Below are 26,320 nucleotides of genomic sequence, written 5' to 3'. Positions count from 1 at the left end.
ACTGCTGCGCCGGCACTCGGTCGGTGCGGCTTAGCATCATCGGTATGACCCATGCCGTGAAGGTCGATCGCGGAGCACGCCGGCGGACAGTGGCTGCTGCCGTGGTCCTCGCAGTGCTCGCGATGGCTTGCGCCTGGACGGCAGTGCCGTCATCCGCGATGAGAACTGCGACAGCAGCGGCGATCCCCGCCGTGTCTGAGCTCACCTCGATACGGTTGGCCACGACCAGTGTGCCGGCTGCGGCATGGATCGATCCGGATCGCCTGCCGGCCAGCGGCGTCGACCACTGGCCCGCGTTCGCCGCGATCGCTGGCCCGCCCACAGACAATGCGTTCCGGGCCGAGGGCCTCTGCCAGATCACCGCGCCGGCCAAACGGCTCATCGGAGCTGAAGGCATCGACGTGGCCAGGGCCCGGGCCGACAACAGCGCCGACCAGTGGTCGGTCCAGCAACAGATCCTGCACTACCCGGGCGATCCGTGGACTATGGGCCAAACCGCCCACCAACTGTTCACAGAGCTCCAAAACGTCATCGCCCACTGCGCCGCAAGTGCCGCCGGCACTCGGTTGACTGTCACCACAGCCGCTTCCCATTGCCCCAGCATCGAGCGCGGTGGCTGCAAGCAGTTCGCCGCGTCTATCGAGAACCCGGCCGAAAAGCTCACCGCCCACCTGTATCTGGCTGTGGTCGGCAGCTCAGTGACCGAACTGAGCCTGTGGACGGCCAGCCCCACTGCCGCGCCACCACCCGACGACACGGCGATCTTCTCAGCGATGAACCCGCAACTATGCAAGATCTGGGAGTGCTGAGCGTGACTCGATCCCGCCACACCGTGATCGCCGCCGCCTGCGCCCAGGCACTGCTGGCGGGAGTAGTCGTGTGCAGTGCCGCAACCGCCCCGCCGACCGCCGGCCAGCCAGCTGCGAAGCGCGCAGTGCAACTGGCTGACAACCCGGCGCCGATCGACCCGAGCAAGGCGCTGCTGAAAGTCGACGAGGTCAACGCCACCATCCGAAAGCACAACCCCGACGGCGTGCAGTTCGATCGCCCAGACCCGGTGGAGACCGCGCCCCGCGACCCCGCCGACTACCCTGGCGGCGCCGGCGATCCCTGCAACTGGGTGGCCGCGATCGACTTCGCCGGCGGCCAACCGGCACCGGTCGGGTACGCGGCCGGCTCGATGGGCGCACCGCGGCAGCGATGGCTCATCCAGGTGGTCGCCAACTATGACAGCCCTCAAGCCGCGGCCGCCGTCTTCGCCCGGACCGCCCAGAACATCAGGGCGTGCAGTGCTGCGACTGATCGGGCCTATCTGCTGTCCGTCGGCGCGATCACACCGACGACCCTCACCTACAGGCGCAACCCGAACCTCAAGGTCGACATGCCAAACCGCCACGTCGAGTCGAGCGAGTACCGGTTGCACGGAAGCACTATCGTGGCTGTCTCAACCACAGAGCCCGACACAGTCGCCGGCGCCGCCGCCAGTCAAATCGAAAGCAGAATCAGCTGAGGCCGCCCGCGATCTCAAGCAGCACATCAGCATGGCACGGCTGGTCGAGCGCGCAGTAGCAAGCAAGGTCGCGGCGTCGCACCGGTTGCAACCAGCTGTCGAAACGCGCAGGGGACCAGTTGCTTTGACGGAACCTCAGCAATTGGCGATACAGGGCCACGGCGTGCGCCACAGCTGCACAGCGATCTGGCGCGCACGTATAGAGCACCTCGGCATCCGGCATGGCGACTACGGCGCGGTCCCATTCGGTCACCTCGGGCCAGCTCATTCCCACGACGGAAAGCCCCACGACCCGGAATGGATTGCCGTGCCGGCTTGGCCGCGCCATGCTTATCGATGAGTCCGGTAGATGAAAGCCTTTGACACGCTTACGTTGAAGGCGCTGGGGGTGATGGCAGTCGGGACAGCATCTGGGCGGACCGGATCGGTTTCCGGTGCATTCCGAACGCGCAGAGCCACACCAAACACACCGCGTGTCGACGCAGCCTGGAGTTGGGCAGCCAGCAGCGGCATCGGCTGAATCCCTCTGCGCTACTGACCGCATCGTGTTCCCTTACGACGAGCTGGCGTGTTGGTGTGTTGAATTTGGGGCGAACGGCTTTCCCCATTGGCAGTTCGTGAAGACCGTTTGACCATCAACATCGATCGCGCGATCGTCGCTGTGTCGCCACCCGCGGCCGTCATTCACCACACCGTCACCGCACACATAGCAGTCGTCCACAGTCACTCCTGGGCTTGTGATGGATGGCACGTGGGCGCCACGATTACCAGCTGGCACTCGGGCATTGACTGCAGCGTCCACGGTTCGGGCTCGGCAACCGCGTACGGCCAGCGACGGCAGCGCAGAAACGAATCACCGCTCGGCAGCGTGTGTTCCCACCGCGGCATCCCGATCAGCGGGGTAACCATGACGATTCGCACGGCGCAATGCAGACACCGCACTGGCCCTGGCCGGCATTCGCAGCCCTGGCCAGCGTCGGGACAAGAGCCCCGGGCGGCTAGGCGTTTGTCGTCGGTTGAACCATCGAAGTGCCCGTCGGCACCGACGGATTGACCACACGCCGCGCAATACCAACCACCCTGGACGCTCTGTTGAAGCTGCCAGCCCTCATGCGCATGAGTTTCGATCTCTCGCCGCACCCGATCCATAAACTCCCGCGTGGTCACGCCAACGCCCCAGTTCCATCTGTGATCTGGGGGCGGCGGATCTCGCGCAGCATGGCCCAATTCCGCCGCGCGTCAGCGAGCGCGTCGTGCGCGTCCTGGTTGTGCGGGACAGCGGTGCTTGCGATGCCGAGCCGGTCCATCTCCTGCTTAAGGTCGTGGGTGTACATCGGAATGCCGGCGGGCAGCGAGATCATCTTTCCCCAGAGCTGCGCGAGCACCACGTGGTCATAGGCGCCGAAGTAGGCCCACAGCTCGGGATTGTGATCGCTGGCAGCGGGCAGCAAGAATTCCCGAACGTCGTCGGCTATCCATTGCTTCGGCTTGACCAAGGGGGACGTCATGTCGAGCGCCCAGACGCAGCCTCTGTTTCCCGCGAGCTGCTCGATCTTGCCGTCGACGAGGGGCAGGTGCGGAACGACGTTCTGGCATAGCCAGTCGTCGCGGCTGATTCGTTCTCGGGGCATGTCGCTGTTGACGGCGTAGTACTCGCGGCCGTCCTCGCAGACGATGCCGATCGAGATCAGGTCGATTGTCGAGCCGTCGTCCAGGAATTCGGTGTCATAGCAATAGCTGATGGTCATCGGCTTTCCTGTGGTCGACTGGGTGTGGCGCGGCGGTCCGCGGTGCTATTTGTCAGGTCGTCGGCCAGTTTCACGGCGTACTCACGAAGCTCAGCGGCGTTGTCGGGCCACTCTGTGTTGGGCATCTCGGTACCGACCTCCTCGGGTTCGATCATCAGCTCGCCGTCGTCGGGGTGTCCGGTGTAGGGCACCAGGGGGCGCTCGACCCAGTGCTTGCCAACCAACAGCCGGCCAGTCGTGACAACTGGCCGGAACCGCTTGTGCTGGGCCACGCGTTCGGCGTGTTCCCGCAGACAGTCGTCACAGACGTTGAGTACCAGTTCCTCTCCGTCGACGCTGTCCCAACACGTCGAGCCGTAGTGGCCGTAGGTGCGGAACTCGGTGCCCTCCCGTGGCTGGTTCTGCGATTCCTCGTCAGCATTGATGAGTGTCTTGCCGCACTTGAAGCAGGGCAGCATGGCGTCTCTACTCATGGCTTTTCTCCCTTCCATCTAGGACAAGCCAGGTTGATCGCCCAGGTGTAAAACCCAGCCAAGAATTTGCAGCGCCATGGAACGGGATCCCTTACGGGAGGGTGTCGGCGACGGTGACGGTGAATGTCCCATTGCGCGGCGGGTTGTCTGGATCGAGGTCGAACACCTCACACAGGCAATCGTCCCCACCCACATCGGGCAAAGCTCGGCCTTGCAGTTGTACATTTGCACCTCCTGGGCCAGGTCGGGATTTCCAGCGGATCAGCGCCGGAAGTCCTCGGCATCGTGAAGCTCTGGGCCCTCTCCGAAGTCGACGTAAACACCGCTCGGCGGTGACACCCGCTCAATAGTGACCAGCGCGCCGGTTGGCTTATGCATCACCTCTGCGCCCACCATCGCATGCGTTACTCGCCCTAGACCGACGCTCATCTCATCGCCTTACATCAGCTTCGTGAGGCATTCGAGCGTGCCCGGGTGCAGTCCTGAGCGACCGCAGGGGCACGCTTGCGTTCCGTGTGTCGGGCAGTGTGGATTGTCGCCAGCGTGGTTGTACGGGCAGGTGCATTGGGGGTTGTTGTCTGCCATGCCACCGTTCCTTCCGTGAGGTTCAGCGGTGACGCGCGATGAAGTCTTCGCGGTCAGAAATCGCCTCGGATCGTTCGGCATATCCACGACTGTCGTCGGCCGCTCGCCACGTCCCTGCCGCATTTCCAGCAGTGAACGTCGGTGCCGCGGTCCTCTAGATCCACCCCGCAATCAGGGCATTGATCGAGCATCGTCCATCTCCTTACGTCAGCCTGCGCGGTCGGAGCTTGCGTAGCTTGCGATTTCGTCTCTCCCGACTGTTGCGGCGTTCCTTCTCGGCGGCGATCCCGGCGGTGTATCCGGCGGCCCAGCCGTCCTGGTATGCCTCGTGCAACTGTTCACCGATCGAGCCCACGTGGTCGTCTGGCTCCACGTCGTCGTCATCGTCATCGGGTGGCACATGTTCGCATTGCGTGCCGGCGCCGTGAATGACGTTGCAGTGCTGCTCGTGGGCGCTCATCACAATTCCTTATGTCGGGTCGCTCGGCCTGATGTCGTAGCGCTCTTCGGCGAGCGTGTTCTCCACGCAGGCCACTACGGACCCTGCATCGCCGCCGAGTTCCAGTTCCTCTTCGATCGCTTCGATGAGGATGTCTTTCAAACCTTCTGGAATGGTGCTCATTTATGATCAGTTCTCCGTAGGTTGTGCCGATAAATTTTGCGTTTGTGGACCACGGTGAGAATGTCGTCCGCTCGCTCCACACGTACTCATCCAGCTCCACGTCGTCCTTGGCATCATCGTCGCCCATCACGGATCGCTTCGGTCAGCTCGCGATGGAGCGGGGGAGACATCCCGTCCAGTGAAGAATCGAGGTGTGACCGGTCGGCAGCTTGCATGCGCCGCAGTCGTAGCCCGCGCCCGGTTGGATTTTGTGATCGCCGTGCCATGCGTTGTCACACCGCGCTCCGCATGGTTGGACTGTCGGATCGAGGAATGATGCGCCGAAGTTGGGCTGGTCGAAGCGGAGCTGGCAGTCCTCGCAGACGAAATATCCGTCATCGAAGGTGGTTTCGCATCCACACACCCCGCACGCGGGGTTCTGCACTACCGCGCTGGGCAATTCGCTCATCGTGTCTCCTGACTTCAGTCGATCAGTCGGTGGGCGAAGTACTTCCACCCGCGGCAACGAGCACGTAACGCCATTCCCGCCCAGGGCCAGTGCATCGCTCAAACTCCGCTGCCATCACGACGCCGGGTGGGTGGCAGCCTCGTCGGCCAGGCGCCACACGGTGTCGCGGAAGTCGGTCCATCGCATCTCGGTCTTGTGGCCGGCCAGGCGTCGTGTCAGATAGATCGCGCCGAGTCCGAGTTGGACGTGCCGCAGTATGGCGACCGCCGCTTTGGTGCCGTATTCCTCGAATACCGCTCGGCGCATCGCATCGTCGAGGGGCCAGCCGTATTGGCGGAGGCTGACCTCACAGGCTTTCTGATGGGCGCGAATACCGGCATTGCTGTAAACGGTTCGGCCGCACGAGCAATCCAACTTCGGCTTGGCTGCGGCCGCACGACGAACGGATGCCTTTGCACCGTCCATGCCTCCGCTCATGGGGATAACGGTATAGGTCGTTGGGGGGGTGCGGATCAGAAAAATTCGGCCTATTGCGGCTCGGAGTAAGTGATTCGGATTTCTTCGGCTCAGTCGCTGACGTCTCCGGCGGACCTTCCGCACACCGGGTGACCGTTGAGGGAAGGGGTGCCTGGCGGGCAGCGGTGACGTCCGGCAGGGAGCGGCGCCCGAGCAAATGGCTTGCCAATTCGAGGGGCCGACGTTAGTATAAATGGCAAGCCAATAAATCTGTGAGGAGCGCGACCACCATGGCAACAACATCGGCGACCACTCCTGCTGCCGACGCCCAGGTCACCCGCAGCACCGGACACGTCATCCTTCGCTGCCGCGACTGCAAAGCGGCCGGACGCCGCGACTACACCATCACCCGCACCCTCCGGGAACGCCTCGGCCGCCCCTCGGTCACCCAGACCGCTGAGATCGCCGGCCGGACGTTCACCCTGCGCGATCGCTACGACCTTGACCGCGCATTGAGCACACCCTGCCCCGCCTGCCACTCGCCTCACGTCAACGTCGTCCGCATCAAAGGCACCTACGTTGCCGACCGGACGTGCGACGACCGCTGCATGAGCGCCGTCGGTCCGGCCTGCTCATGCTCCTGCGGCGGCGAGAACCACGGTGGCGGTCACAGTGCCTGGTAAAACGCTCGCTCGCACAGAGGCCAGGCGCGAGAGCGCCGCGGTGCACCACCCGGCGTCGCCCTGCTGGCCGAATCGCTGTCGATCGCTGATGAACGTCGACGGGGTGAACCCCCGGAAGAGGCCCGCCGCGCGAAACTCACAGAGAGACACCGCGTGGTCTCAGGCGTCGGTAGAATCAACGAGCTCAGTCAGCACCGAACATCGGTGTGCATCGCCCCCTAGGGGTGCGCCTCATCGCATCGGCCCTCGATCCGCCGCGCACCGATCAACGACAAATGAGGGGCCCAGACATGCCTGACATTCACGAGGAACCGAATTCGCAGGAGTCCCACGGTATCTCGTGCAACAGCGAGCTCAGCGCGGTCGTCAACGAGGCTTCCCTGCCCGACAGGCTCCACGCCCTGGCCAACTACGAGAATGATCCTCGGCTGGGCCGCAGACTTCAGCGTCGGGTCGCTGCTGAGCGGCGCACTCTCCTTTACCGCAGTAACCACGGCGAGGTTGCCGAGCTGGCGGCGACCACCCCGATCGAGGCGATCCTGCTCGATCCGATGGTGCCGCAGCTTGATGGCGACGACCAGGTTATCCGTGTCAAGCAGATCCTTGAAGGCACCGGATCCGCCGATGGCAGACTGCAGGGCCCACTGCAGGCATTGGCGTCAGCCGGTGTTTTCGCGTTGGCAGTGCTGCTCCTGAACAAGATGTCGGGTGATCTCCCAATGGTCGCCGTCGTGGTGGGCACCCTGCTCGGTCTGGCTCTCACTGTCGACGTCGCAACAAAGGTCGTCGACGCGAGACGGTCGACTGCGCTGTCCTTTGAAGAGGCCATGCGCCTGGCAGCCGCCACTCGTGCGTCAAACGGCCCCCGCTCCGCTCGACGTCAGCCGGAGCAATCGCTCGAAGAATCCTCACCTGACTCGCAGACGCGGACCAACACCGGCGACTCGGGCCAACTGACCGTCGCGCAAGCCCGTCAAACCCTGATCGACCTGCACAGCGAATGGCTCGCCTACAAGCTCGACACTGAAGCGTGGTACCTCACCAAACCACTCCTGCGCGACACCACCGGAACCGTCCCCACCACCGTGGCCTACGAGAACGCAATGCACGACCTCGCCACCGCCGTCGAAGACCTGGTCGACGATGCGCCACAACATCGCATCAACACCGTCGGTCAACTCGCCGACACCGCCTGGTCGGCGTGGTACGCCGCCAACGAGTACGCCACAAAAACCGGACTAGGAGACCGCACCCCGACTGAACGGGCCGCCCTGGAACGACTCGCCAAACTCGTAGACCGTCTCACTCGCGCGAGCACAGGCGATCCCGAACTGCCCTTGGTAAAACGTGAGATCCAATCCTGCCTCGACAAGATCTCCACCGTGGCGGTCAGCTGGAGGGACATCGCGGAGCTTCCAGCGATCGAGGCCGCCGGCATCCTTGCCGGGCTGCCCTCTGGCCGCTCTGCCTGAAGGCCGACGAACCAGCCGTGCGAAACGATCGGCAGATCCTCCCATCTAGCGGCCCGAGCGCACGCTGACAGCCATAGCCTGCCGCAGTACTCGACTCCAGGCAGCGCAGCAGCAGAAGTGCTCGCAGCAGCCATGGAGTAATTGCGGCGACGCTCACGCATCGCAGCTCGCGGTCCTCCATGGGCTACTTGGACTCCGTGCAGACCAGGTGATGTGCGAAGTCGTTTCGGCCTGTGGCCAACCGGGGTCGAGGTGTTCGCGGGCCACCGTTGGTAGCCAGTACCCACGTTGTGGATGAAAAAGCGACACACCGGCCGAGGCAACCACTGTCGGAAAGTTGTGCTTAGAGTCAGCCGTGCAGTGTCGAATAACTGTTCGAGCTGGCCTCGTGTCCGTCACGAAATCGTGTGTGATGTATCAGGACATCGGTGACAGTTCTGCATTAGGACATGGGTGACAGTTGGTGTATCAGGACTTCGGTGACGGTTCTGTGGTCTTGGGGCGGGTTCCTGGGGGTCGGCCGTTGCCGACGTAGGTGATGCCGGGTGCGGGGCGGGTGTGCTCGGCGAGGACTTCGCCGTGCAGGTCGGTAATGATGACCGCATCGCCGGTGTTGTTGCCGGCGCTGACGACGAGGACGTGCTCGAACGTGAGGTTCACGTCGACCTTGTAGGACACCGAGTCCAGGCCGATCGTGCCTGATGTGGTCACCGTTCTGAGGTGCGTGCCGGCGGGCAGGTCGGCGGGCAGCTGCGGTCGGGGCCGTTGGTGCCGGCTGGGGATGCGTTGGAAGGTGGGTCGGTCAGGTTTCGGTCGGGGTGCATCGGCCTTGGGGGTCGCTTCCCACGCGGTCAGCGGGGTGACGCGGCCGGGCAGCCCTTGATGAGGGCGCTCGGTGTTGTAGATGTGGTCGAACGTGTCGACCTGGGCTTGCAGTTCGTTGAGTGTCTCGGCGAGAGGCTGTTTGTCGAGGTAGCGGAACAGGGTTTGGTGGAAGCGTTCGTTTTTGCCTTGGGTGGTGGGCTTGTAGGGCTTGCCCGTGATCGCCTCCACGCCCAGAGCGCCCACGTGGGTGACGAGTTGGCCGATGCACCCGCGCCGCGACGGGTTCAGTGCTGCTCCGTTGTCGGACAGGAGTCGTTGGGGCACCCCATGATTGGTGACAGCTTTGTCGAAGACGGCGATCGCAGCCTCGGCGGTTTCACCCCAGGCCACGTGCGAGGCCACGGCGTAGCGGGAGTGGTCATCGATGAGTTGGAAGACCACACACTTGCGTCCACGGGTCAAGACGTACTCCGTGGCGTCGAGTTGCCAGCACGCGTTCGGGGCCGGATACACGAACCGCCGCCAGGCTGAGCGGGGCTTTTTCTTCGGCTCCTGGCGTGCCACTCCGGCCTCGCGGAAGAGGCGTGCCAGCGACGCCGTGGACGGGACCTGCCCCAGACCCATCACGCGCATCTTCTCGTGCACGCTGATCGGCCCGTGATCCAGACCGGACTGCTCAAGGGCGGTACGAACCTTCATGGCCTGATCCTTGATCTCATCGCTCCATGTCGACGGGCTGGTCTTTGGGCGTCGAGTCCTGGGTTCGAGCACCGCGGCCGGCCCGTCGATTTGGGCGCGTTTACGCAACGCGTAGAACGACTTTCGAGATATACCGTGCTCGGCGCAGAACGTCGTCACCGCCCCGCGAGGTGCATCCTCAGGCCACTGCGAGATGGCGAGGCGAACACGAGGATCGATAGGTTCATTAACGGCCACCACCCGAGCCTGGGGTCGGAAGTGTCACCACCAAGACCATCGGAACTGTCACCGATGTCCTGATGCAGAACTGTCACCGATGTCCTGAGACATAACACGTCACGAAATCGTGGAAGAAGGAAGGCGTTCGATGATCGCCAACAGAACGTGGCTGCTGTCCGGATGGGCTGTGATGTGCGTCGGCCTGGCTTGGAGAGCGCTCTGGGACGTGCCCGCCGCCGGCGCTGTAGCGACGTTGGCTGCCATTGCGTTCACCGCCCTGGTGGCGCGGTGTTCGCCACGTAGTCCCGGCGCTCGGTGGGCTGTGTACGTGACGGCGCTGGTGGCCAACCAAACATCGGCGGCGGTGGCAGGGGTCTTGCCCTTGCTGCCAGGACACGGCCTTCGTGCGGTTTCGCCTTCGATTCAGCATTTCGCCTTCTCGGTGTTGTCCGCTTGCGTCGCGCTCGCTACGTTCGTCCTGGTCCGATCGTGGGTGTCCTACGGTGACCGCCATAGAAACCTGCCGCGACACCCTCGGCATTCCTGTTCTGCAACAGTCGGGTTCGGTTCTGCGGTCGCGTTGACCTTCATGGCCGTGAGTTGCGCCGCGTTATGGCTCTGGCATGCAGGGCGCGCCTTTTTCGGGGTTGAAACGGTCAGCTACCCGCTCGCGCCAGGGAGCCTTAACGACTGGGTCCTGGCCGCCGCCAAAGCCAGTGTCGCGGGGGTGGTAGAAGAACCCGTTTACGTCGGTCTGATCGTGCTGCTGTGGCCGCGGCTTCGGATGACAACGGTGATCCCGCTGGCTCTGTGTAGTTCTGGTACACGCACGGTCATGCATCTCTACTATGCCTCCGACAGCCGTGCCCTCATCCCGGCCGTCGCGCTCGTGGCGGTGTGGTGTGCGGTGTGGTCGACCGCGTCACTGCTGCTGGTGTATCTCAGCCGATCGCTGTGGCCTGTGATCGTCGGGCACGGTCTGCTCAACGTGCTGATGACGACCAACGGCCCCTACACCGACCACGCCGACGGGATAGTCCCGGCCTACATGTTGGTCATCCTCATAGGGCTGGTGCTGGGGACCGTGCTTATCGGTTCCTTGTCTGTGGCGAGGCGACTCTTCGTCACACCGATGAGAGAGTTGCCCGTGTTGCTGAGGATCTAGATCGGTTGACCAATCGCTGGCGGATCCCCACCGGAGGACGGCTGGAATCGTAGGTCGACTCGGGATAGTGCCGGATCGGCTAGTACGTGTACACGTTGTCGATGCTCACGAACACTCCATGCCCGCTGGGGGTGTTGGTGAATCGCGTTCCACCGCTTGTGGGTTCGATGTTCCAGCCGTTGAGTTGCTGCACCTGGTCGTATTCCAGAACAAGGTCGTCGTCGAGATCGGCGCCGCCGATGTTTCCCTCCGCCCAGGTGAGGGTGCCGTTAGTGTCCACCTTCGCCAAGTTCCATCGGCCCGCGCCTGTCGTACTGGCAGGGGCTTGGGGAAATCCTTCGACTGAGGTTCGCTCGCATACCACTTCACCGGGGTCGACGACGCAGCGAACCTTGCCCGACTTCGTTCGCACATAGCGTGCTGACCCGTCCGCGGCTGCCGGCGCACCGGTCAAATCTGGAGGTGATGGATTCGCCGAAGGTGCCGCGGGCGTACTTGGGCTCGCCGGCTTCTCGATGGGAGGAGTGGACCACAGGCATTGAGGCGAGCGCACCGGGAAGACATTGGGTAAACCTGTTGAATCGGGCTGTCCTGCAACCATTTGCACGATATCGACATCAGCCTGAAACTCGCCGGTCCCGAGGATTTCTTCTTGCGCGTTGAGGTCGAGGACAAGGGTGAGGGTGCGACCGCGCACGCTGACGGAGTCCAGAATGTCTGGGTTTGATTCATCGAACATCGAAATGTCTGCGGTCCAGCCGTGTCCAGCTTTCGGTGACGGTGAGGACACTTCGATGAGCTTGTCTCCCTGAACGTGCTTCGGACGGATCTCAATGATCGTGGTTATGCTGCCTGGCGCTTCCTGTGGTCCGTAGCGGCCAGCGATCAGTCTCGGCTCCGGCGGGACACGGATCTTGAACTCGACGTCGAGGCGGAGGCGGTTCCCGCCACCATGCGACAAGGTCACTTGACGCACAAGGCCGGCGCCGGGTGGGTCAGCGAGCTGATCGCCTGGCAGGAACATGCAGCCCATCGTGTGGGGGAGGGCGGCCCAGCGATCCACCTCAGAGCCCGACCCGATTGAGCAGCCCACCGTCGCAAATGCCAGCAGAGACGACGTGGCCACCGCAAGCCGGTTCTCTAGGGTCCGCGATCGCACCGGTAGGCCTACTTTCCTGCGAATGCTCAGTTCCTATTACGGATGCCGCTGCGCCTACGGTAAATCGGTCGTCGGTTTACCTGTCTGCTTCTGTAGCGCGGCACACTACCGATCCATGTGCCGCAAGGTGGCGAAACTAGACAGTGCCGGGCCGTCAGGTGCTTATCGCCAGGCATGCGGCGACGTCCGCAGGCCTCGCCCATAACTGGGAGCTGGTGTGCAGTGCAGCGGTGATTCAGGCTCAGCCCGGGCGTGCTCGTTGCCCGCCGCGCGGCTTGTGGGGGGTGGTTGGCGACATGGGTGGCGGCAATCGGAGGACAGTTCTACACTGGAAACTGATTCAAGATGAATCAGTGCGGAAGCGGAAGGTGGGAAACGATGTCGACCGGCGTGGCTGAAGAGAGCAAGGGCGAGGTCAAGAAGAAGCTGGCAACCAATGCCGCCCTGCTGCGCACCTACAAGCGCTACCTCGAACGCTCGATCTACGAGGCTGCCACCCGCGGCGGACTGTCCCAGCGGGAGATCAGCGATCTCGTAGGCAGCCACTCGCAGCCCACTGTCCAGCGCATCCTGCGCCGATTCACCGACGACCCGGACCAACTCGACGAGAAACCCGCCGAGCTCATCGACCTCCGCACAGCCGGACTCATCGACACCGACACCATGATGAAGCGACTTCTGGAATGGCAATACTCCTTCGGTGGGGTAGCTCGCGTCGAAGGCGTCGCCACCGACGCCTACATGAGCCGCGACTGGGACGAGATCGAAATGGCCTTCTACCGCGGCCTACTCACCGACGACGAATTCGAACGTCTAGCCCACCGCCACCTCACGGGCGCTTAGCCGGTGACCGATTACGACAACCTGCGCACCCAGGTTGCTGAACAACTCACGGCCCGGTCGGCCTCCGGAGGCCCACTGCACCGTGACGCGCCCGGCCGCACCGAGCGACGGTACGCAACCTCCACCCGGCGACGGTTCTTTCACAGAGAGGTCATCGAACGCCATCTCGCACAAGGGAACCCGCGCAGCGATGGACTCAGCGTGATCTCTGCTGGAGCCCCAGCTTCAGGTAAAAGCAGTGCTATCAAAGCCCGGGTCGCCAACCTGGCCGACTACCGCATCATCGACGCCGACGCCATCAAAGACGACCTCATCGAACAAGCACTCGAGGACGGCATCTACGACGAGCTCCTCACTGAGGTGCTCGCCGACAGATACACCGTGGCGCCACGCGAGCTGGCCGCGCTCGTGCACAACGAATCAGTCCAGCTTGCCGACCAGCTCCGCAAAATCTGCATCGGCCGAAACGAAAACATCGTCATAGAGGGCACGCTCACCTGGCAACCGCACGGCCAGCACCTCTATCGCGAGCTCGCCGACGCCCAGTACGAGACCATCGAGGTGTACGGCGTCGAGGTCGGGCAGGCGCAGGCCCATCAGCAAGCCCTATCCCGATGGTGGGAAGGCCGACTCGCCTGGGTCAACGGATCAGATCACCTGGGCGGCCGATTCACACCAGCCGAGGCAATCGACATCTGCTACCCGGCCACCGGCCGATGCGTTTGCATTACGAACGCACTGCAGCTCATCGACACGGCACAATCTGGAGACATCCCGAATGTGCACGTCATGATCTTGGGCCGGCAGCCCACCGGCGCCCTCGAAATCACAGAGGAGCGCTTCTACCGCCAATAGCGGCCCCTGAGTCAACGACGTGACTAGGGCGGCCGCCGGAAACTGGTGCACTGACCACCCCCGATGCGGTGTCAAGCTTGATGCAAGAACTTGGCCCCACACCGCGGAGGAATGATCGTGACAGCGTATTTGGCAACAACGAGCATGGGGGAGTCGACCTTGCCCCCTGCATCCATCGCGTTGCTCATCGCCGCCGCCGTGGTGTGGCTTCTGGGCGGCGCCGTCGTCCATCTGACGTCCTCGCCAGCTGTCGAACGCCGCGCCTACTGGGCCGGATACTCCGTGGCTGGCCTCCTGGCCGCGCTGGCGTTCCTTTTCAGCGGCTGGTACATCAGCGTGCTGGTCTTCCTCATGGTCGCCGTCATGACGCTGTCCCACGCCTACTTCAACACCCCGTACATCGTTCTCGGCGGCCGAACCATCAGCGCGAAACGCCGAGCAAATCAACGAGGGTCGTGACCATGGCTGAGCACCCAGCCGGGCCCGGAACAGGCACACCACCACCGCCCACGTGGAGCACTCACGCCGCCCCGCCGCTCAACCACTACGACTACCGCTACGCCCACTGGACTGCCCCGCCCGCGAAACCCATTGGCACAGAGAGTCAGGCCACGACCGTGGTCCGGGTCGTGGCCGCGATCGCTGGCGGAACAGCCGGTGCGGCACTGCTTCTCGCGATCTTCATGATGCTGTCCTCGATGTATGGGGGCCCCAACCGCGACGTCCACGGCTACGGACTCGTGATGGGCCTGCTCGGCTACATCCCACTCAGCATCTTTTGCACCGCGGTCCTACCCCTCGCCCTGCCCAAGCCATGGTGGACCCGCGGCCTCGTCGGCTCGGCACTCGTCTGGGTGGGATTCTCCGGATTGCTGATCATCCTGGGGCATTACGCCTAGTCAAGGCACCACAAACCTGCGGGTACCGCAAATGGTACCTATTCCGGTACCGTTGTGGGTATGGCCGCTTTGAACGTCCCGTTCGACGACGCCGAGCTCGCTAGCATCCGGACAGCCGCCCAGGAAGCTGACCAGAGCTTGAAGGATTTCGTGCACGACGCCGCCATGCAGCGCGCGGATCGCCACAAGCAACAGGTGGCGGCAGCCGCGCAGCTAGTAGCTCAGCGATCTGCCGAGCTGAACCGGCGGTTGCGTGAAAAGTGATCCGCTATCTCGATCGCGACGATGTCCTTGTCGCGGGCACGGCCGCCCTCGGGGAAGTGCCTGCAGTTACCGACTACGGACTGCTGGAGTCAGCGCTCGCTCGGCCGAGCGCAACAGTTTTCGGTCTCGACGCCTATCCGGATGTACTGAGCAAGGCTGCCGCGCTCCTGCAGTCCCTGGCCCGCAACCATGCCTTCGTTGACGGCAATGTAACAACCGCGTGGGCTGCAACGTGGATCTTCCTGACTATCAACGGTGTCGAGTTGGCCGCCGAATACGACGTGGACGCAGCGGAATGCCTGGTCCTCAATGTCGCCACCGGAGTAGAGACTTCGGTCGAATCCATCGCCGAGTCGCTGCACGAGTTTGCCGATGGTGGCGGTGTCCGGCCATGAGCACTAGGTGGGCAATCTCATGATGTTGGGTACGCCCGCATCCAGATGCCGGTCAACACCGGGCAGTGCGACTGTGAGTCGACATGTCTGACAACGCAACCGGATCCGGATCACCCCAGTGGTCGGAAGAGTCTGTGGCGGATGGGCTTCGGCAAGTACTCGACCACGTCAGCCGACTCGGTCCCGACCATGAAACGACGCTTGCGGCGCGCGCCAACCTGGGTAACCAACGTGGCTTGGCCGGCGATCCGATCGCTGCACTCGTCGACCTTGAGATCACCACCGACCGGTGTGTGGCCGTGCTGGGCGCCGACAACGCCGTCACGTTGGCGGCCGCCGGGATGCGGGCCTACTGGCTAGCGAGGAACGGAGACCGCGATGCGGCCCTGGCCGAATACGAGCGGTTGTGGCCGCGTGCAGTGTCAATACTCGGGCCCGACCACCTGACCACGGTGTCAATCCGGCACAGCTACAGCGACATTCGCGACTGGACAGACAACCCCGGCGGCGCAGTGCACGCCTACGAGGAGATCCTGGCCGCCAACACGCGGAACCTGGGACCCGACCACCCCAACACCACCGCGGCGGCCACCACGCTCGAATATTGGCGCACCGCGCTCAACGATCTCGCCGACATGGCCCGGGACATCTACATCGACGAGGAGCTGTACGAAACCGGCAACGACGAACTCAACGAGGAGCAGCGGATCAAAGTCGACGACGCCGTCGCCGAGCTGATCGGCGGCATCGACTCCGAGGTGGACGGTGTCGTCGAGCTGCACACAGACCTCGCCACCCTGACTCGCGAGCGGGGACCCGATGACCGCGAGGTCCTCGACATCAGGGGCGCGCTCGCCGGCCAGAAGCTGTCCGCCGGCGACATCGCTGGGGGACTGGCTGACTACGAGAGCCTTATCAGCGACCTTGCTCGCGTGTACGGGCCCGCAGACCGTCAGACCTTCCAAGCCCGTCGAGACCACGCGTTCGCACTCGAGCACTCCGCGCACGGCATCGGCGCGCGTATCGCAGCACTTGAGGTGTTGCTCGTCGACGAGCTGTCGGCCCTGGGGCCCGACGATCCGGTGACACTGCAGACCCGCATGTACCTGGCCGGCTCCAAGAAACAGGCCGCTGATCTGCGCGCCGTGTTGGCTGATCAGATCCGTGTGCTCGGAGCGCAGCACCGCGATGTTGGCCTAACCCGACACTATCTCGCGTCAGCTCTCCTCTGATGACTGCGAAGGCGTCAGGCGGCAGTGTCTAACTCTTCGCGGTCAACTACGACGAATGCGTCTCCGCCTACTGGACTGGCCCGCCCGCGAAATCTGTTCGTACCGAGAGCCGGGACACCACCGTGGTTCGTGTCTGCGCCGCAATCGCATGCGGAATAGCGGCAATTCTTCGAGCGCTGGAAGGGTGGCGCGGCTGATTTGATCTTTCATGTGGCGATCGGCCAAGCTGGTCTATGGCACAGATTGTTGAGGGCATCTCCCGCACATTCAATGAGTTCCTGCTCCTGCCCAACAAGACGTCAACCGAATGTCGCGCTGATGACGTGCAACTCGTGGCACCGCTGGCGCGTCACGCCGTCGGGCAACAGTCGAGACTCCAACTGCATGCGCCGTTCACTTCCGCGATCATGCAGGCCGTCAGTTCGCCGCAGTTGGCGATCGCATTGGCCCGCCACGGCGGGCTGAGCTTTCTGCATCACAATCGCCCTATCGCCGAGCAGGTCGCCGATATCGAAGCGGTGAAGGCATTCAAGGCCGGCTTCGTCGTCAGCGACACCAACGTGCAACCCGAAACCACTCTGGGCAAGCTGTGGGATGCGATGGTGCGCACCGATCATGACACCGCTGCCGTCACCGCGGACGGCACCGCGCACGGCCAGCTGATCGGGTTGATCAGCTCCCGCGACTTTCATCCGCAGCGCCACGATCTCAAGGCGCCCGTGACCAGCCGCATGGTGGCAATTGCCGACCTTGCCGTCGCTAGATCGCCCATAACGCTGACTGAGGCCAACACCATACTCTGGGAGGGGCGCCTGGACTGCCTCCCCGTGATCGGCGCAAACGATAATAGACTGCAGCACTTGGTCTTTCGATCTGATTACACCGACAACAAGCGCCACCCCCATCAGTTGGTGGACGCCGATAAGCAGCTGCGGGTCGGTGCGGGGGTCAACACTCACGACTACCGAGAGCGGGTCCCTGCGCTCATCGCCGCGGGTGCTGACGCGTTGTGCCTGGACTCCTCCGACGGCTACAGCGAGTGGCAAGCCCACGCATTGGACTGGGTGAAAACCCACTATCCCGACGTAGTCATCGGCGCAGGCAACGTCGTCGACGGGCAAGCATTCGACTATCTAGCTGACGCTGGTGCCGACTTCGTCAAAGTCGGTGTTGGGGGTGGGTCGATCTGCATCACCCGTGACCAGACAGGTATCGGCCGCGGCCAAGCCACCGCTGTGCTTGATGTCGCGGCCGCTCGCGACGCCTACGCCCAGCGCACAGGCCAGTATGTGCCGGTGTGCTCTGACGGTGGCCTTCAGCTGGATTATCACGTGGCACTTGCCTTGGCGATGGGAGCCGACTTCGTCATGATGGGTCGGTACTTCGCCCGTTTCGACCAAGCACCCGGGGCGAAAGTGCCTACCGCCGAGGGCTATGTCAAAGAATATTGGGGCGAAGGCTCCCACCGGGCCCGCAACTGGCAACGGTACGAACAACCCGGCACCGGGGGGCTGACGTTCGAAGAAGGCGTCGATGGCTTCGTGCCCTACGCCGGCGACCTCAACGACGGTCTCGCACTGACGATCGCCAAGATCAAAGCCACCATGACCTCATGCGGCGCCACCACACTCCGACAATTCCACGACAATGCCCGGCTAACTCTGGTTTCCGATCAAAGCTTCCAGGAAGCGCACGCCAACATCGATATCCGCACCACCCGCACCAATCTCAACTGACTGTGATTGGGCACCTGCCAACGCGAAGACTGAAGCGCTCACCGATGGGTCAACTGCAAGCGCTCCCTGCCTGAAAATGCCGCGCACACCGTTGATCTGCGAGACCCGGCCTTGACAGTTAGAACCATCGGAGGTCACCGAACATCGGTGATACTGCGGGGCCCGTAGTCTGAATCGGTGGGAGTAGTTGAATCAGCGACCCGGCTGTTCGAGCGGCTATCGGCAGCCGGTGACGAGTTCACCCGCTACCTTCGCCCGGGCCTTCCGACAGAGCGGATGGACGAACTCCTTGGCCGCGCCAGCCTGCCTCAACCGCCATCGGACGTTCGCGAGTTCTACGGGGCTTCAACCTGGTCCCGGGATATCAGTACGAGCTCGATCAGCCGTCGTTCTACGGCATTTACTGGCTGTTGAGCTTCGAGGACGCGCTCGAAGAGTGGGATCACCGGCGATCGAATGAATACGCTGAACCGCCGTGGCAGGACGCGTTTCCATTCCTTCAAGAGGACGGCAACGTGTTCCTGGTCGAGACCCAGGCCGACGAGAACGGCAACCACCGGGTGATCGACGACTTCTTGGGCGACATCCCCGCCACAACGTTCTTAAACCTGGCCGCGATGTTCGACACCTTCACCGAATGGTTGTCCTCCGGAGCGTTACCAGCTGGCCACGGCCGAGTTCCCGGTTTCTACGAGGGGGACAATCGGCATGTGTACGAGGTCGCGGCCAGACTGAATCCGGGCATCTCTCGATGGACCGACATGTAGTCGCAACAGCGACACCATTTGACAACTTCACCCAGCACGCCCAGGTGCGTTTGCTCCAGGACGGATGGTTGTTTCGGATCAAACCAGGGAACCGACCGTTTCAAGCATCGTCGATCCGATAGGGTCCATTGACCCACGCCGGGGCGTCGTTTGACGATGGCTCGTTCGGGGATCGCTGACGTGCAGACTGGAGTGCCGGTGGGACGACGACTTGTGTACTTCTGCTGCGCGGCGGCGGTGCTGCTGGCCTCCGCGGCCTGTTCGATCGGTCGAGATCAGTACTCATACGATCTCGGCAAAACTGAGAGCGCACATGCCAGGTGGATCGCCGAGAATCATGGCGTAAGCGACGTCAAGGACGCCTGCACTCGTGCAGTGAAGTCCGCGTTTGCCAACGAACTGGCCTACAAGGAGGTCGTGTCGGGTGAAGACAACCCCGAACCTGACGGCATCGACCTCGACGACGCGATCGCCGGATGTGTCGATGCCTACAAATAGAAAGATCACACAGCTGGTGATGGCTGCGGCGATCGTGTGCGCATCAGCGGTCTCACTGGCCGCACCAGCAGCTGCCGACGGCAAGTTGATGACCGGCGACTACGAAGTCCTCAACAAGCAAGGCACAGTGCTCGACACCTGGACCATCGTCCCCGAGTGCGCCCGCCTGACCGTGGGCTGTTACGCCACCATCACATCGGCGGTACTGGGTGAACTCGTGGCCGCCCACACGACCGACAACAAATGGAGCTCACAAGTCGTTGGCTTGCTGCCGATCTGCGCTGATAACTCGAATGGCCAAGGAAAGCTCATCTTCGAATGGGACGGTGACACCGGCACCGGCCTGCTGTCGAAAGTCGAGCAGAGCGGATGCCGCCCCTCCCAACCGGGCACCGTGAAAGTGCCAATCCTTTTCCGCCCCAAGTAGTCCAAACCCACCCAGCCCCGCGCCGCGGTACCTCGTGTACGCAAAATGGCGGCAAAAACTCGGACGCGGCCGGCCGCGGCCTGGGCACAATCAACGACTGTGCCCATCCCACAGCGCCGCTGCACAAGTCGAGCTCCGGCTCTGAGTGTTCAGCGGCCAGTCGAGCAGGAACCCAGGGGTGACGTCGATCCGCCAGGCCGTGGCTGACGCGCTGGCTTCCCCGACCACCCACGGCACGGCGACATCAACCGCAACATGCGGCCCGCACCCCAACGGACCGAGAAGAGAGTCATGTCGACCGTCAACTCGACGCCACCGTTCCCGCCAAAGCAGCCACGCAGATGGTGGTGTATTGCAGCCGCGGCAGTCGGCGGCCTGGCGCTGATGAGCGGAGCATTCGCGACCGGTCGAAGCACCGCCCCCACCCCGCAGGCCGCGGTCCAAACCGTCGAGGTGCGCGGAATGCCTGTCGCCCAAGCATTCACCGACGCGGATGTGGCGTGGTGCCGCGAGTACAACGTCACCTCCACACGCATCTCTGATGCGGCGAAGGCTGACGGCTTGCCGACATCGATCGCGGGCAAGGATCTGCCGGCGTCGGCCTGGACACCTGATGAGCGGGCCAGCAACCAGCGCCTGATCGAGTACTTCGGTCGCTGGGACACCGGACTGGCAGATCTGCGCGCCCAGGTCGAGAACCCGACGCTAAAGATGCTGATCGACGGCATGCTGGATGGGTCATCGAAGTTGTCGACGGTGCTCGGCGACGACACCTACACTCCCGCCGACTTCACACTGTTCCGGAACGCTTCTGCATCCAGTGGTGGGCTAGTCGCCGTGTGCGAGAGATTGCAGCCGTAGCAGATTGATTGACCGATCGCTTAGTCAGCAAGGAGCAAGCACCATGTCCTCTCGACCACCACGTCCCATCGACAGCATTGCGTTCGCACCGGGCGGACCTGGCGGGCGCCGGCCAGAACGCATCGACCAACTCTTGAGCGAGCTTGGCGCCTACTGGCGAGAACAACCCCACTTGAGGCTGGGCCAGATTGTGGACAACTTCGCCAAAGCCCTGGCGGCGAAACTCGACCTCACAGAAAACCTGGACGCGGCAACTCGTGAACTCGAAGACGACGCACTGCTGGGAATGCTCAGCACCGGCCACAGGCATCCGCACATAGCCGCCGCCGAGTACCTGGCGTTTGTCGAGATGGTCGAAGGGCAGCTAGGCGGCGAGGGCGCTGGGAGCGAATGACCGAGCGGCCGAAATCGGCGTGAGAACGATCGGGTATTGGCCGCATATCCGATTGAACATGTCGGACATAGGCCCTATACTCGACGCACGGGCGCAAAGTCCCACTTCGCAGCTATCCGAGAACGGAGGTAGTCGGTACGATGACGAGCATGGTGCTGCAGTATCCGGCCGTTCCGGGAGCTGCCCAGTCGTTCGGGGCTCCTGGATTCGGTGCTGCGCCGACTGCGCCGGCACCGCAGCTTCCCCCGCCGCCGCCGGCGCCTCGCGGGCCGCGCCGCGGTCGTCGGTGGCTGGTTGTGGCGGCCGTCGCCGTAGCAGGTTTGGCGCTCGGTGGAGGCGCATTCGCCGCCGGTCGGGGGACTGCCCCGTCACCGGCTGCCACCGCCAAGACGGTGGAGGTGCCCGGAGTGCCTGTCGCACAGGAGTTCACGGACGCGGATGTGGCGTGGTGCCGCGAGTACAACGTTGCCTCCAACAACATCGCCGAAGCGGCGGCAGCTGACGGACTCCCGACATCGATCGCGGGCAAGGATCTGCCGGCATCGGCCTGGACGGCCGACGAGCGGGCCACCAACCAGCGTTTGATCGAGTACTTCGGTCGCTGGGACACCGGACTGGCCGACCTGCAGGCTCGGGCTGAAAACCCGACGCTAAAGATGCTGATCGACGGCATGCTCGACGGCTCTTCGAAGTTGTCGACGGTGCTAGGTGATGGAACGTACACGCCGGTGGACTACCAGAACTACCGCAACATGTTCGCCGCGAGCGGCGGCCTCGTGCGGGTTTGCGAAAGGTTGCAGCCGTAGTGGCGTCCTCGATGTCGATGCGCGCAGCGCCGCCGGTGGTGGGTAGTACATGCTCACCATCGGCGGCTTTTGCGGCCCCGGTTGGCGGAGCTGACCCAATTTCAGTGGCACTGCAAGCGATGCCTCTCGCAGAGTCCGAGCTCACAGCTCGGGAGGAGGCGGACGCTCAACGGGGTGTTGAACTCAGCACTCGCTCTGGTGTTACGCACGGTCATGTTGAGGAGAAGGACGAAGCCGCAGCGTCGTCTGTTGAGTCGACGACGCGTTACGTCTAACTCTGCACGATTTCATCGCAGGTGACTGCCCAACGCCCGGCAGAATAGGGACTTATGGCCGCGGTGACCACTATGGGTGTCGATGATCGCCCTACAGGCAAATACGCTGCTGCGATGACAGCGGGTGTTGCATGGCCGCAGGTGTCGTCGGCAACACTCGCTGGATATCTCGCCGCGGCAAATGCCAGGGTGATCCGCACCGAGGCAACTGTTGCGACTTCGCGAAGCAACAGGTGGGAGATCTACGACACCTTTGGCGGCGACCTGTTCGAGCCGATCCGAGACTTCGCTGACCGTACTGTCCGCCAGGCAATCGACACGGCCGACTATTCGGAGGACTGGCGAAAATGGGTTCAACAGGCCGTTGACACTGTTGACGATGTCAAGATGGAGATCCGGGACAGGGTAGACAGGGCACACGAAGACATCCGCGGCATCGAGAACAACACCAATCGGCCAGCCTGGCTCCGCGCTTGCGACATCATTGCGCGAATCAACGAGGTCCACGCCGAGAATGTGCGGACTGTTGCCCAAGGTGCAGGCCGGATACCGGCGGTGCCGGTAATTGAGCCGTCGCCGACTCTGCCTCCTGCCGCAACTGCACCGAGAGTGCAGCCCGCTGAGCACAGCGTGCAACCCGCCAGTTTCGGATCGCACCCGGAGAGCCCTGCACCACAGGCGCCGGGCCCCGCTTCCGGTGCTGACGTTGGCTCTCAAAGTGATTCGAAGGGTGACGGCGCAGGCAAGAAGGACTCAAAGAAGGGCGCAGATCAAGGGTCTGAGGGGAAGTCGGGCGAGAAAGCGGACGGCAACAACGCCAGCAAGGGTGATGCCGGCACAGACATCGGTTCTGACGACAAATCGTCCCCCGACCATCGAGCCACGACCGACGGCACCTCCGAGCCTGCGCCCGCTGAGGTTGGCCATGACATGGGTACGCCGAATACGACGACCAGTCCGTCCAGCCCTATGCCTGGGGGCATAGGTTCGCCGTCGATGCCGTCGTCGCCACTTGGTGGCGGTGGCGCGCCCAAGCCGCCGTCGTTGCCGTCGTTGCCGTCTTCGCCGCTGGGCAGTCCTGGTGGGGCAACACCGGTGTCGCCGGCCGCGTTCGATAAGCCGTTGAGCGCGGCATCGGGGTCGTTGTTGAACAACACGCCTGGAGCTGGAGCGTTCGTGCCGCCGCCAGCAGCGCCGTCGGGTGGGGCTGGGCCGGTCGCGCCGATGACTCCGCCGCCTTCGGCGACCCCGGTTGTTCCCCCCGCGGCGGCGACTGCCGCGCCTGCTCCTGCGGCCGCGACCCCGGTGACAGCGCAGCCTGTATCGCATGTGCCAGCGGGCGGCATGGGTGGTATGGGCGGGATGATGCCGCCGTTGATGTCTTCGCCTGCTGGTGGAGGGCCCGCGCCGGCGCCGATGTCGGCCGCCGCGCCTCCGCCGCCGGTGAGTGCGCCAGCTTCGCCGGCGGGTGTGGGTGCGTCGTCGGTGGTGCCGGCGGCGATGTCGCGCGCCGAGGTGGTGCGGCGATCGATCGCGCAGGCCACCGGCGATAGCCGGGGTCGTGTGGCTAGTGAGGCCCGTACGTTGTGCGCGGCGCTGCATGCTGCGACGCGGCGCTGGCCTGAGCTGTTGTGGTGTGTGGGTGGTCGGGCGGATGGAATGTTGGTGGTGGCCAACAATATTGGGCTGGGTTGGCTTCCGGCTTCGGTGCGCTTGCCGCGGCCGGACAGTGCAATGTTGGCTTCATCGCATGTTTTCGCGCACGGGGACATTCCTGCTGCTGTTCGGATGTCGTGGATCGGTCAGCCGGTCCGCGCGGTTCAGGCGTGGGCTGTTGCGACCGGGGACCCCCTGATTCTCCTGGCGGGCTTCGAGCAGGCCATCGGGATCAATGATGTGAGTCGTGTTGAGGTGCATACGGTCTCGCCTGATGACTTGCCTGCTCAAGAGTCGATGATCGGTGGCTTGGAACGGCTGGAGGTCGTTGATCCGGAATTGGCTGGTGAGGTCGAGGGAAAGACTGTGGCGGCCTTGGCTTCGCTGCTGCCGTCGGCGGCTGAGCAGGTGACGGCAGACCCTGCTCGGGCCAGTGACCTCTGGCTGAACGTCACACTGAGTTTGAGTCCGGAGTTGGACACCGCGGTGCGGGTGGCTGCGTGGAAGGCGTTCTGTGAGGCCCAGTTGGCAGGTGCTGAAGTTGCGGTGCGCGCAGCTAGCGATGCGCAGGATGCGCGGGACCGGTACTCCGATTACGGCTACTGGCAGTGGAACCTCGATCAGTTGAAGGTGCCAGCGTCTGCGTGACAGCCGTTCATCCCTGTCAACGATCGTTCAGAAGTTGCCACTTCGGACCCAAGTTCGAATGACCTGACCAGATCTGATCGGATCACCTGAGGAGCGGCGCCAGGCGTGGGTCCTGATGCCACGAGTCAGGGGCGACCGCCGCGCTAACCAAAACGCACGCAGCCAACACCGGGGGGCCTGATAAGCGCATCGGCGAGGCCTCCTGACCGAAACCCAAGGTGAGCGTTCGCTTGCCAAGGTCGGGGTAGTACTCGGTGACGGCGCCATAGTCGAACGACAACCACCCATGTCTGGCGACGTTCACCAGTAACCGCTGGCTGGTTCCGATCAAGCCAACCCGCTGGGAATCTCTCCACCGCTGCTGAGCGTCGCGCCGCGCGGCGGCTTTGCGGCGGTGGTTGATGTAGCCGCTGGCGGCGAAGGCCCCGATCATGAATCCCGGGCTCCCCAGTGCGAGCAGGCCTGTCGATGTGTAGCTACCGTCGCCGCTATACAGCCGCGAATAGTCGGCGCTGGCCGTAAAGAATGCCGCCTCGCCGCGCATCAGCACAGGACCGTATACCTGCACAGGTGGAGGCGGCTTCCCGTCGAGCAGCCCCACGGCAGCGGTGTGCGCATAGTCCCACCATTGCTCAGGCTGACCACGTCTAGATGTCGCTGCCGGCCAATGCTCGCCGGTGCGCTCCAACCAGCCTTCCATGCGTTACCCCCCGATCTTGCTGAGCCCCGATTCGGCCATGACGTCTAGCTGCGGTAATAGTCAGCAGGGATGGGGGGCGGCGCGCCGTAGGTGCTGTCTCTACGGAAATGCTGCACCAGCTTAACGAGGCCCCAGATTACGTATCCGGCTAGTAGTAGCGGCCAAAAGTGGTGTACGAAAACGCCGACGAATACGACCGCGAATAAGAGCGCGACGATCACGCCAACAGTGAGCCCCCCCAGTACCTGCATGAATCTACTGTAGGGCTAATGGCCGCGATCGCCAGCGGAGATGGCAGAGATGACGGCATGCTGCGCCGGAAGCGCACCACCGTGGCGACCGGGACGACACACCCTTCGTGGCACCCATGGCGACGGTTACCGCCATAGGTTCCGGTGCATGACCCCGCACGCACCCGTCGGGACCGCTGAGATCAACTACGCCTCCGAGCTGGCCACTGCCATCGCCGCGACCGCGACCGCCAACGCGGCAAACAGAACCGCAGACCTCACCGAGATCGCCGTCAACATGCTCAACAATATTGAGCGCTCGCTCAGGGCGTTGGACCCCCGCAACAGCGGTGAAACGGGGGTCCAGGAAACGAATGTGGCCTAGGTGTTAGACAAGGTCAGTCGCCAACCTTTACGGTCCGGCACATGACCATCAACCCCACCAGAGCGCAACCCGAAGACATCGTTGCCAAACTGCTCGGACAAGCCTCCGAGATCCTCAACGCCCAACACGCGCCCACTGGCGAGAGCGCAATCAACTATGCGCGGGCATGCGCCGAAGTGGCCAACGCGTACGCAGCCAGAGCATCTGCAATTTCAGCAGCCAAAACCGCCGAGGCAGCGCAAGCCACCGTTGGCATTCTCACCCAACTCCAAAGGGCACTCGGCGCGATGGAGGAGGACTTTCGTGCCTTCACCCGACGCTCAGGCGGCTAGTTCTCAGTCGAAACATGTTGCGGGCGTTCAGCACATGGTTGTGGCCACGCACC

32 protein-coding genes are annotated in these 26,320 nt (G+C 63.5%); 22 read left to right on the top strand and 10 right to left on the bottom strand.

Annotation, left to right across the window (positions count from 1 at the left end):
* The first annotated feature begins 44 nt into the window (after positions 1-44).
* Positions 45-809 (top strand): hypothetical protein, encoded by a 765-nt coding sequence (locus G6N44_RS28350; protein WP_088305695.1) that lies wholly within the window; start codon positions 45-47, stop codon positions 807-809.
* A gap of 2 nt (positions 810-811) precedes the next feature.
* Positions 812-1,510: a sensor domain-containing protein gene (locus G6N44_RS28345; protein WP_157923470.1), complete on the top strand. Its 699-nt coding sequence runs from the start codon at positions 812-814 to the stop codon at positions 1,508-1,510.
* Here G6N44_RS28345 and G6N44_RS29745 read toward each other — a convergent pair.
* The 6 genes from G6N44_RS29745 to G6N44_RS28315 all read right to left on the bottom strand — a co-directional run bounded on the left by G6N44_RS29745 (position 1,503) and on the right by G6N44_RS28315 (position 5,863).
* The gene (locus tag G6N44_RS29745; protein WP_163670636.1) at positions 1,503-2,054 is read right to left on the bottom strand and encodes a DUF4326 domain-containing protein; all 552 of its coding nucleotides are present in this window, start codon (positions 2,052-2,054) and stop codon (positions 1,503-1,505) included. The genes G6N44_RS28345 and G6N44_RS29745 overlap by 8 nt on opposite strands.
* A gap of 619 nt (positions 2,055-2,673) precedes the next feature.
* Positions 2,674-3,258, bottom strand: a complete 585-nt coding sequence (locus G6N44_RS28335) for a 3'-5' exoribonuclease domain-containing protein (RefSeq protein ID WP_163670633.1) — start codon at positions 3,256-3,258, stop codon at positions 2,674-2,676.
* On the bottom strand, positions 3,255-3,731 hold the full coding sequence (locus G6N44_RS28330; RefSeq protein ID WP_163670631.1) for a hypothetical protein: 477 nt from the start codon (positions 3,729-3,731) through the stop codon (positions 3,255-3,257). Before G6N44_RS28330 ends, G6N44_RS28335 begins: the two co-directional genes overlap by 4 nt.
* Positions 3,732-4,518: 787 nt before the next feature.
* The gene (locus G6N44_RS28325; protein WP_163670629.1) at positions 4,519-4,776 is read right to left on the bottom strand and encodes a hypothetical protein; all 258 of its coding nucleotides are present in this window, start codon (positions 4,774-4,776) and stop codon (positions 4,519-4,521) included.
* 9 nt (positions 4,777-4,785) lie between these two features.
* Positions 4,786-4,938 carry a hypothetical protein gene (locus tag G6N44_RS28320; RefSeq protein ID WP_163670436.1) on the bottom strand — a complete coding sequence of 51 codons (153 nt, stop codon included), beginning with the start codon at positions 4,936-4,938 and terminating at the stop codon, positions 4,786-4,788.
* Positions 4,939-5,500: 562 nt separating this feature from the next.
* Positions 5,501-5,863: a hypothetical protein gene (locus G6N44_RS28315; protein WP_163670627.1), complete on the bottom strand. Its 363-nt coding sequence runs from the start codon at positions 5,861-5,863 to the stop codon at positions 5,501-5,503.
* A 269-nt stretch (positions 5,864-6,132) separates the two neighbouring features.
* Between G6N44_RS28315 and G6N44_RS28310 the strand changes: the two genes are divergently transcribed.
* Entirely contained in the window at positions 6,133-6,525 is a 393-nt protein-coding gene (locus G6N44_RS28310; RefSeq protein WP_163670625.1) for a hypothetical protein, read from the top strand.
* Positions 6,526-6,815: 290 nt separating this feature from the next.
* On the top strand, positions 6,816-7,997 hold the full coding sequence (locus tag G6N44_RS28305; RefSeq protein ID WP_163670623.1) for a hypothetical protein: 1,182 nt from the start codon (positions 6,816-6,818) through the stop codon (positions 7,995-7,997).
* A 468-nt stretch (positions 7,998-8,465) separates the two neighbouring features.
* Here the strand turns inward: G6N44_RS28305 and G6N44_RS28300 are convergent, their stop codons facing one another.
* Complete coding sequence (locus G6N44_RS28300) at positions 8,466-9,761, bottom strand: integrase core domain-containing protein (RefSeq protein WP_163670621.1); 1,296 nt, start codon at positions 9,759-9,761, stop codon at positions 8,466-8,468.
* Positions 9,762-10,068: 307 nt separating this feature from the next.
* Here G6N44_RS28300 and G6N44_RS28295 point away from each other — a divergent pair, with 307 nt between their 5' ends.
* Positions 10,069-10,905, top strand: a complete 837-nt coding sequence (locus G6N44_RS28295; protein ID WP_163670619.1) for a CPBP family glutamic-type intramembrane protease — start codon at positions 10,069-10,071, stop codon at positions 10,903-10,905.
* Between the two features lie 79 nt (positions 10,906-10,984).
* Here G6N44_RS28295 and G6N44_RS28290 read toward each other — a convergent pair whose 3' ends face one another.
* Positions 10,985-11,929 (bottom strand): hypothetical protein, encoded by a 945-nt coding sequence (locus G6N44_RS28290; protein WP_163670617.1) that lies wholly within the window; start codon positions 11,927-11,929, stop codon positions 10,985-10,987.
* Positions 11,930-12,442: 513 nt separating this feature from the next.
* Between G6N44_RS28290 and G6N44_RS28285 the strand changes: the two genes are divergently transcribed.
* The 14 genes from G6N44_RS28285 to G6N44_RS28220 all read left to right on the top strand — a co-directional run bounded on the left by G6N44_RS28285 (position 12,443) and on the right by G6N44_RS28220 (position 22,041).
* On the top strand, positions 12,443-12,907 hold the full coding sequence (locus tag G6N44_RS28285; protein WP_163670615.1) for a winged helix-turn-helix domain-containing protein: 465 nt from the start codon (positions 12,443-12,445) through the stop codon (positions 12,905-12,907).
* Positions 12,908-12,910: 3 nt separating this feature from the next.
* A complete protein-coding gene (locus tag G6N44_RS28280; protein WP_163670613.1) occupies positions 12,911-13,762 on the top strand; it encodes a zeta toxin family protein in 852 nt (283 codons plus the stop codon).
* 117 nt (positions 13,763-13,879) lie between these two features.
* Positions 13,880-14,221 carry a hypothetical protein gene (locus tag G6N44_RS28275; RefSeq protein WP_163670611.1) on the top strand — a complete coding sequence of 114 codons (342 nt, stop codon included), beginning with the start codon at positions 13,880-13,882 and terminating at the stop codon, positions 14,219-14,221.
* Positions 14,222-14,223: 2 nt separating this feature from the next.
* Positions 14,224-14,661, top strand: coding sequence for a hypothetical protein (locus tag G6N44_RS28270; RefSeq protein ID WP_163670609.1), 438 nt, complete (start codon positions 14,224-14,226; stop codon positions 14,659-14,661).
* A 60-nt stretch (positions 14,662-14,721) separates the two neighbouring features.
* Positions 14,722-14,925: an antitoxin Phd gene (locus tag G6N44_RS28265; RefSeq protein ID WP_163670607.1), complete on the top strand. Its 204-nt coding sequence runs from the start codon at positions 14,722-14,724 to the stop codon at positions 14,923-14,925.
* Positions 14,922-15,320: a type II toxin-antitoxin system death-on-curing family toxin gene (locus G6N44_RS28260; protein ID WP_163670605.1), complete on the top strand. Its 399-nt coding sequence runs from the start codon at positions 14,922-14,924 to the stop codon at positions 15,318-15,320. Before G6N44_RS28265 ends, G6N44_RS28260 begins: the two co-directional genes overlap by 4 nt.
* 83 nt (positions 15,321-15,403) lie before the next feature.
* The gene (locus G6N44_RS28255) at positions 15,404-16,552 is read left to right on the top strand and encodes a tetratricopeptide repeat protein (protein ID WP_163670604.1); all 1,149 of its coding nucleotides are present in this window, start codon (positions 15,404-15,406) and stop codon (positions 16,550-16,552) included.
* A 233-nt stretch (positions 16,553-16,785) separates the two neighbouring features.
* Complete coding sequence (locus tag G6N44_RS28250; protein WP_163670603.1) at positions 16,786-18,288, top strand: IMP dehydrogenase; 1,503 nt, start codon at positions 16,786-16,788, stop codon at positions 18,286-18,288.
* A gap of 410 nt (positions 18,289-18,698) precedes the next feature.
* A complete protein-coding gene (locus tag G6N44_RS28245) occupies positions 18,699-19,055 on the top strand; it encodes a hypothetical protein (protein WP_163670602.1) in 357 nt (118 codons plus the stop codon).
* Between the two features lie 198 nt (positions 19,056-19,253).
* The gene (locus tag G6N44_RS28240; protein ID WP_163670600.1) at positions 19,254-19,553 is read left to right on the top strand and encodes a hypothetical protein; all 300 of its coding nucleotides are present in this window, start codon (positions 19,254-19,256) and stop codon (positions 19,551-19,553) included.
* A complete protein-coding gene (locus G6N44_RS28235) occupies positions 19,540-19,980 on the top strand; it encodes a hypothetical protein (RefSeq protein ID WP_163670598.1) in 441 nt (146 codons plus the stop codon). The genes G6N44_RS28240 and G6N44_RS28235 overlap by 14 nt, the downstream gene beginning before the upstream one ends.
* Before the next feature lie 291 nt (positions 19,981-20,271).
* Positions 20,272-20,841: a hypothetical protein gene (locus G6N44_RS28230; RefSeq protein WP_163670596.1), complete on the top strand. Its 570-nt coding sequence runs from the start codon at positions 20,272-20,274 to the stop codon at positions 20,839-20,841.
* Between the two features lie 43 nt (positions 20,842-20,884).
* Positions 20,885-21,235 carry a hypothetical protein gene (locus G6N44_RS28225; RefSeq protein ID WP_163670594.1) on the top strand — a complete coding sequence of 117 codons (351 nt, stop codon included), beginning with the start codon at positions 20,885-20,887 and terminating at the stop codon, positions 21,233-21,235.
* A gap of 149 nt (positions 21,236-21,384) precedes the next feature.
* Positions 21,385-22,041 (top strand): hypothetical protein, encoded by a 657-nt coding sequence (locus tag G6N44_RS28220; RefSeq protein ID WP_163670592.1) that lies wholly within the window; start codon positions 21,385-21,387, stop codon positions 22,039-22,041.
* Positions 22,042-23,086: 1,045 nt separating this feature from the next.
* Here G6N44_RS28220 and G6N44_RS28215 read toward each other — a convergent pair.
* The gene (locus tag G6N44_RS28215; RefSeq protein ID WP_163670589.1) at positions 23,087-23,860 is read right to left on the bottom strand and encodes a hypothetical protein; all 774 of its coding nucleotides are present in this window, start codon (positions 23,858-23,860) and stop codon (positions 23,087-23,089) included.
* On the opposite strand from G6N44_RS28215, the gene G6N44_RS28210 reads away from it, so the two are divergent.
* Positions 23,817-24,620 (top strand): EspK C-terminal domain-containing protein, encoded by an 804-nt coding sequence (locus G6N44_RS28210; protein WP_264033073.1) that lies wholly within the window; start codon positions 23,817-23,819, stop codon positions 24,618-24,620. The genes G6N44_RS28215 and G6N44_RS28210 overlap by 44 nt on opposite strands.
* An 82-nt stretch (positions 24,621-24,702) precedes the next feature.
* Here the strand turns inward: G6N44_RS28210 and G6N44_RS28205 are convergent, their stop codons facing one another.
* Positions 24,703-25,320, bottom strand: coding sequence for a hypothetical protein (locus tag G6N44_RS28205; RefSeq protein WP_163670585.1), 618 nt, complete (start codon positions 25,318-25,320; stop codon positions 24,703-24,705).
* Between the two features lie 399 nt (positions 25,321-25,719).
* Between G6N44_RS28205 and G6N44_RS28200 the strand changes: the two genes are divergently transcribed.
* A complete protein-coding gene (locus G6N44_RS28200; protein WP_163670583.1) occupies positions 25,720-25,935 on the top strand; it encodes a hypothetical protein in 216 nt (71 codons plus the stop codon).
* Between the two features lie 41 nt (positions 25,936-25,976).
* Entirely contained in the window at positions 25,977-26,267 is a 291-nt protein-coding gene (locus tag G6N44_RS28195) for a hypothetical protein (protein ID WP_163670581.1), read from the top strand.
* Positions 26,268-26,320: the final 53 nt, after the last annotated feature.

Origin of the sequence: Mycolicibacterium alvei (assembly GCF_010727325.1) — a bacterium.
Classification (GTDB): domain Bacteria; phylum Actinomycetota; class Actinomycetes; order Mycobacteriales; family Mycobacteriaceae; genus Mycobacterium; species Mycobacterium alvei.
The sequence above is the reverse complement of the archived record's forward strand: the minus strand, read 5'-3'. Positions and strand labels throughout refer to the sequence as shown.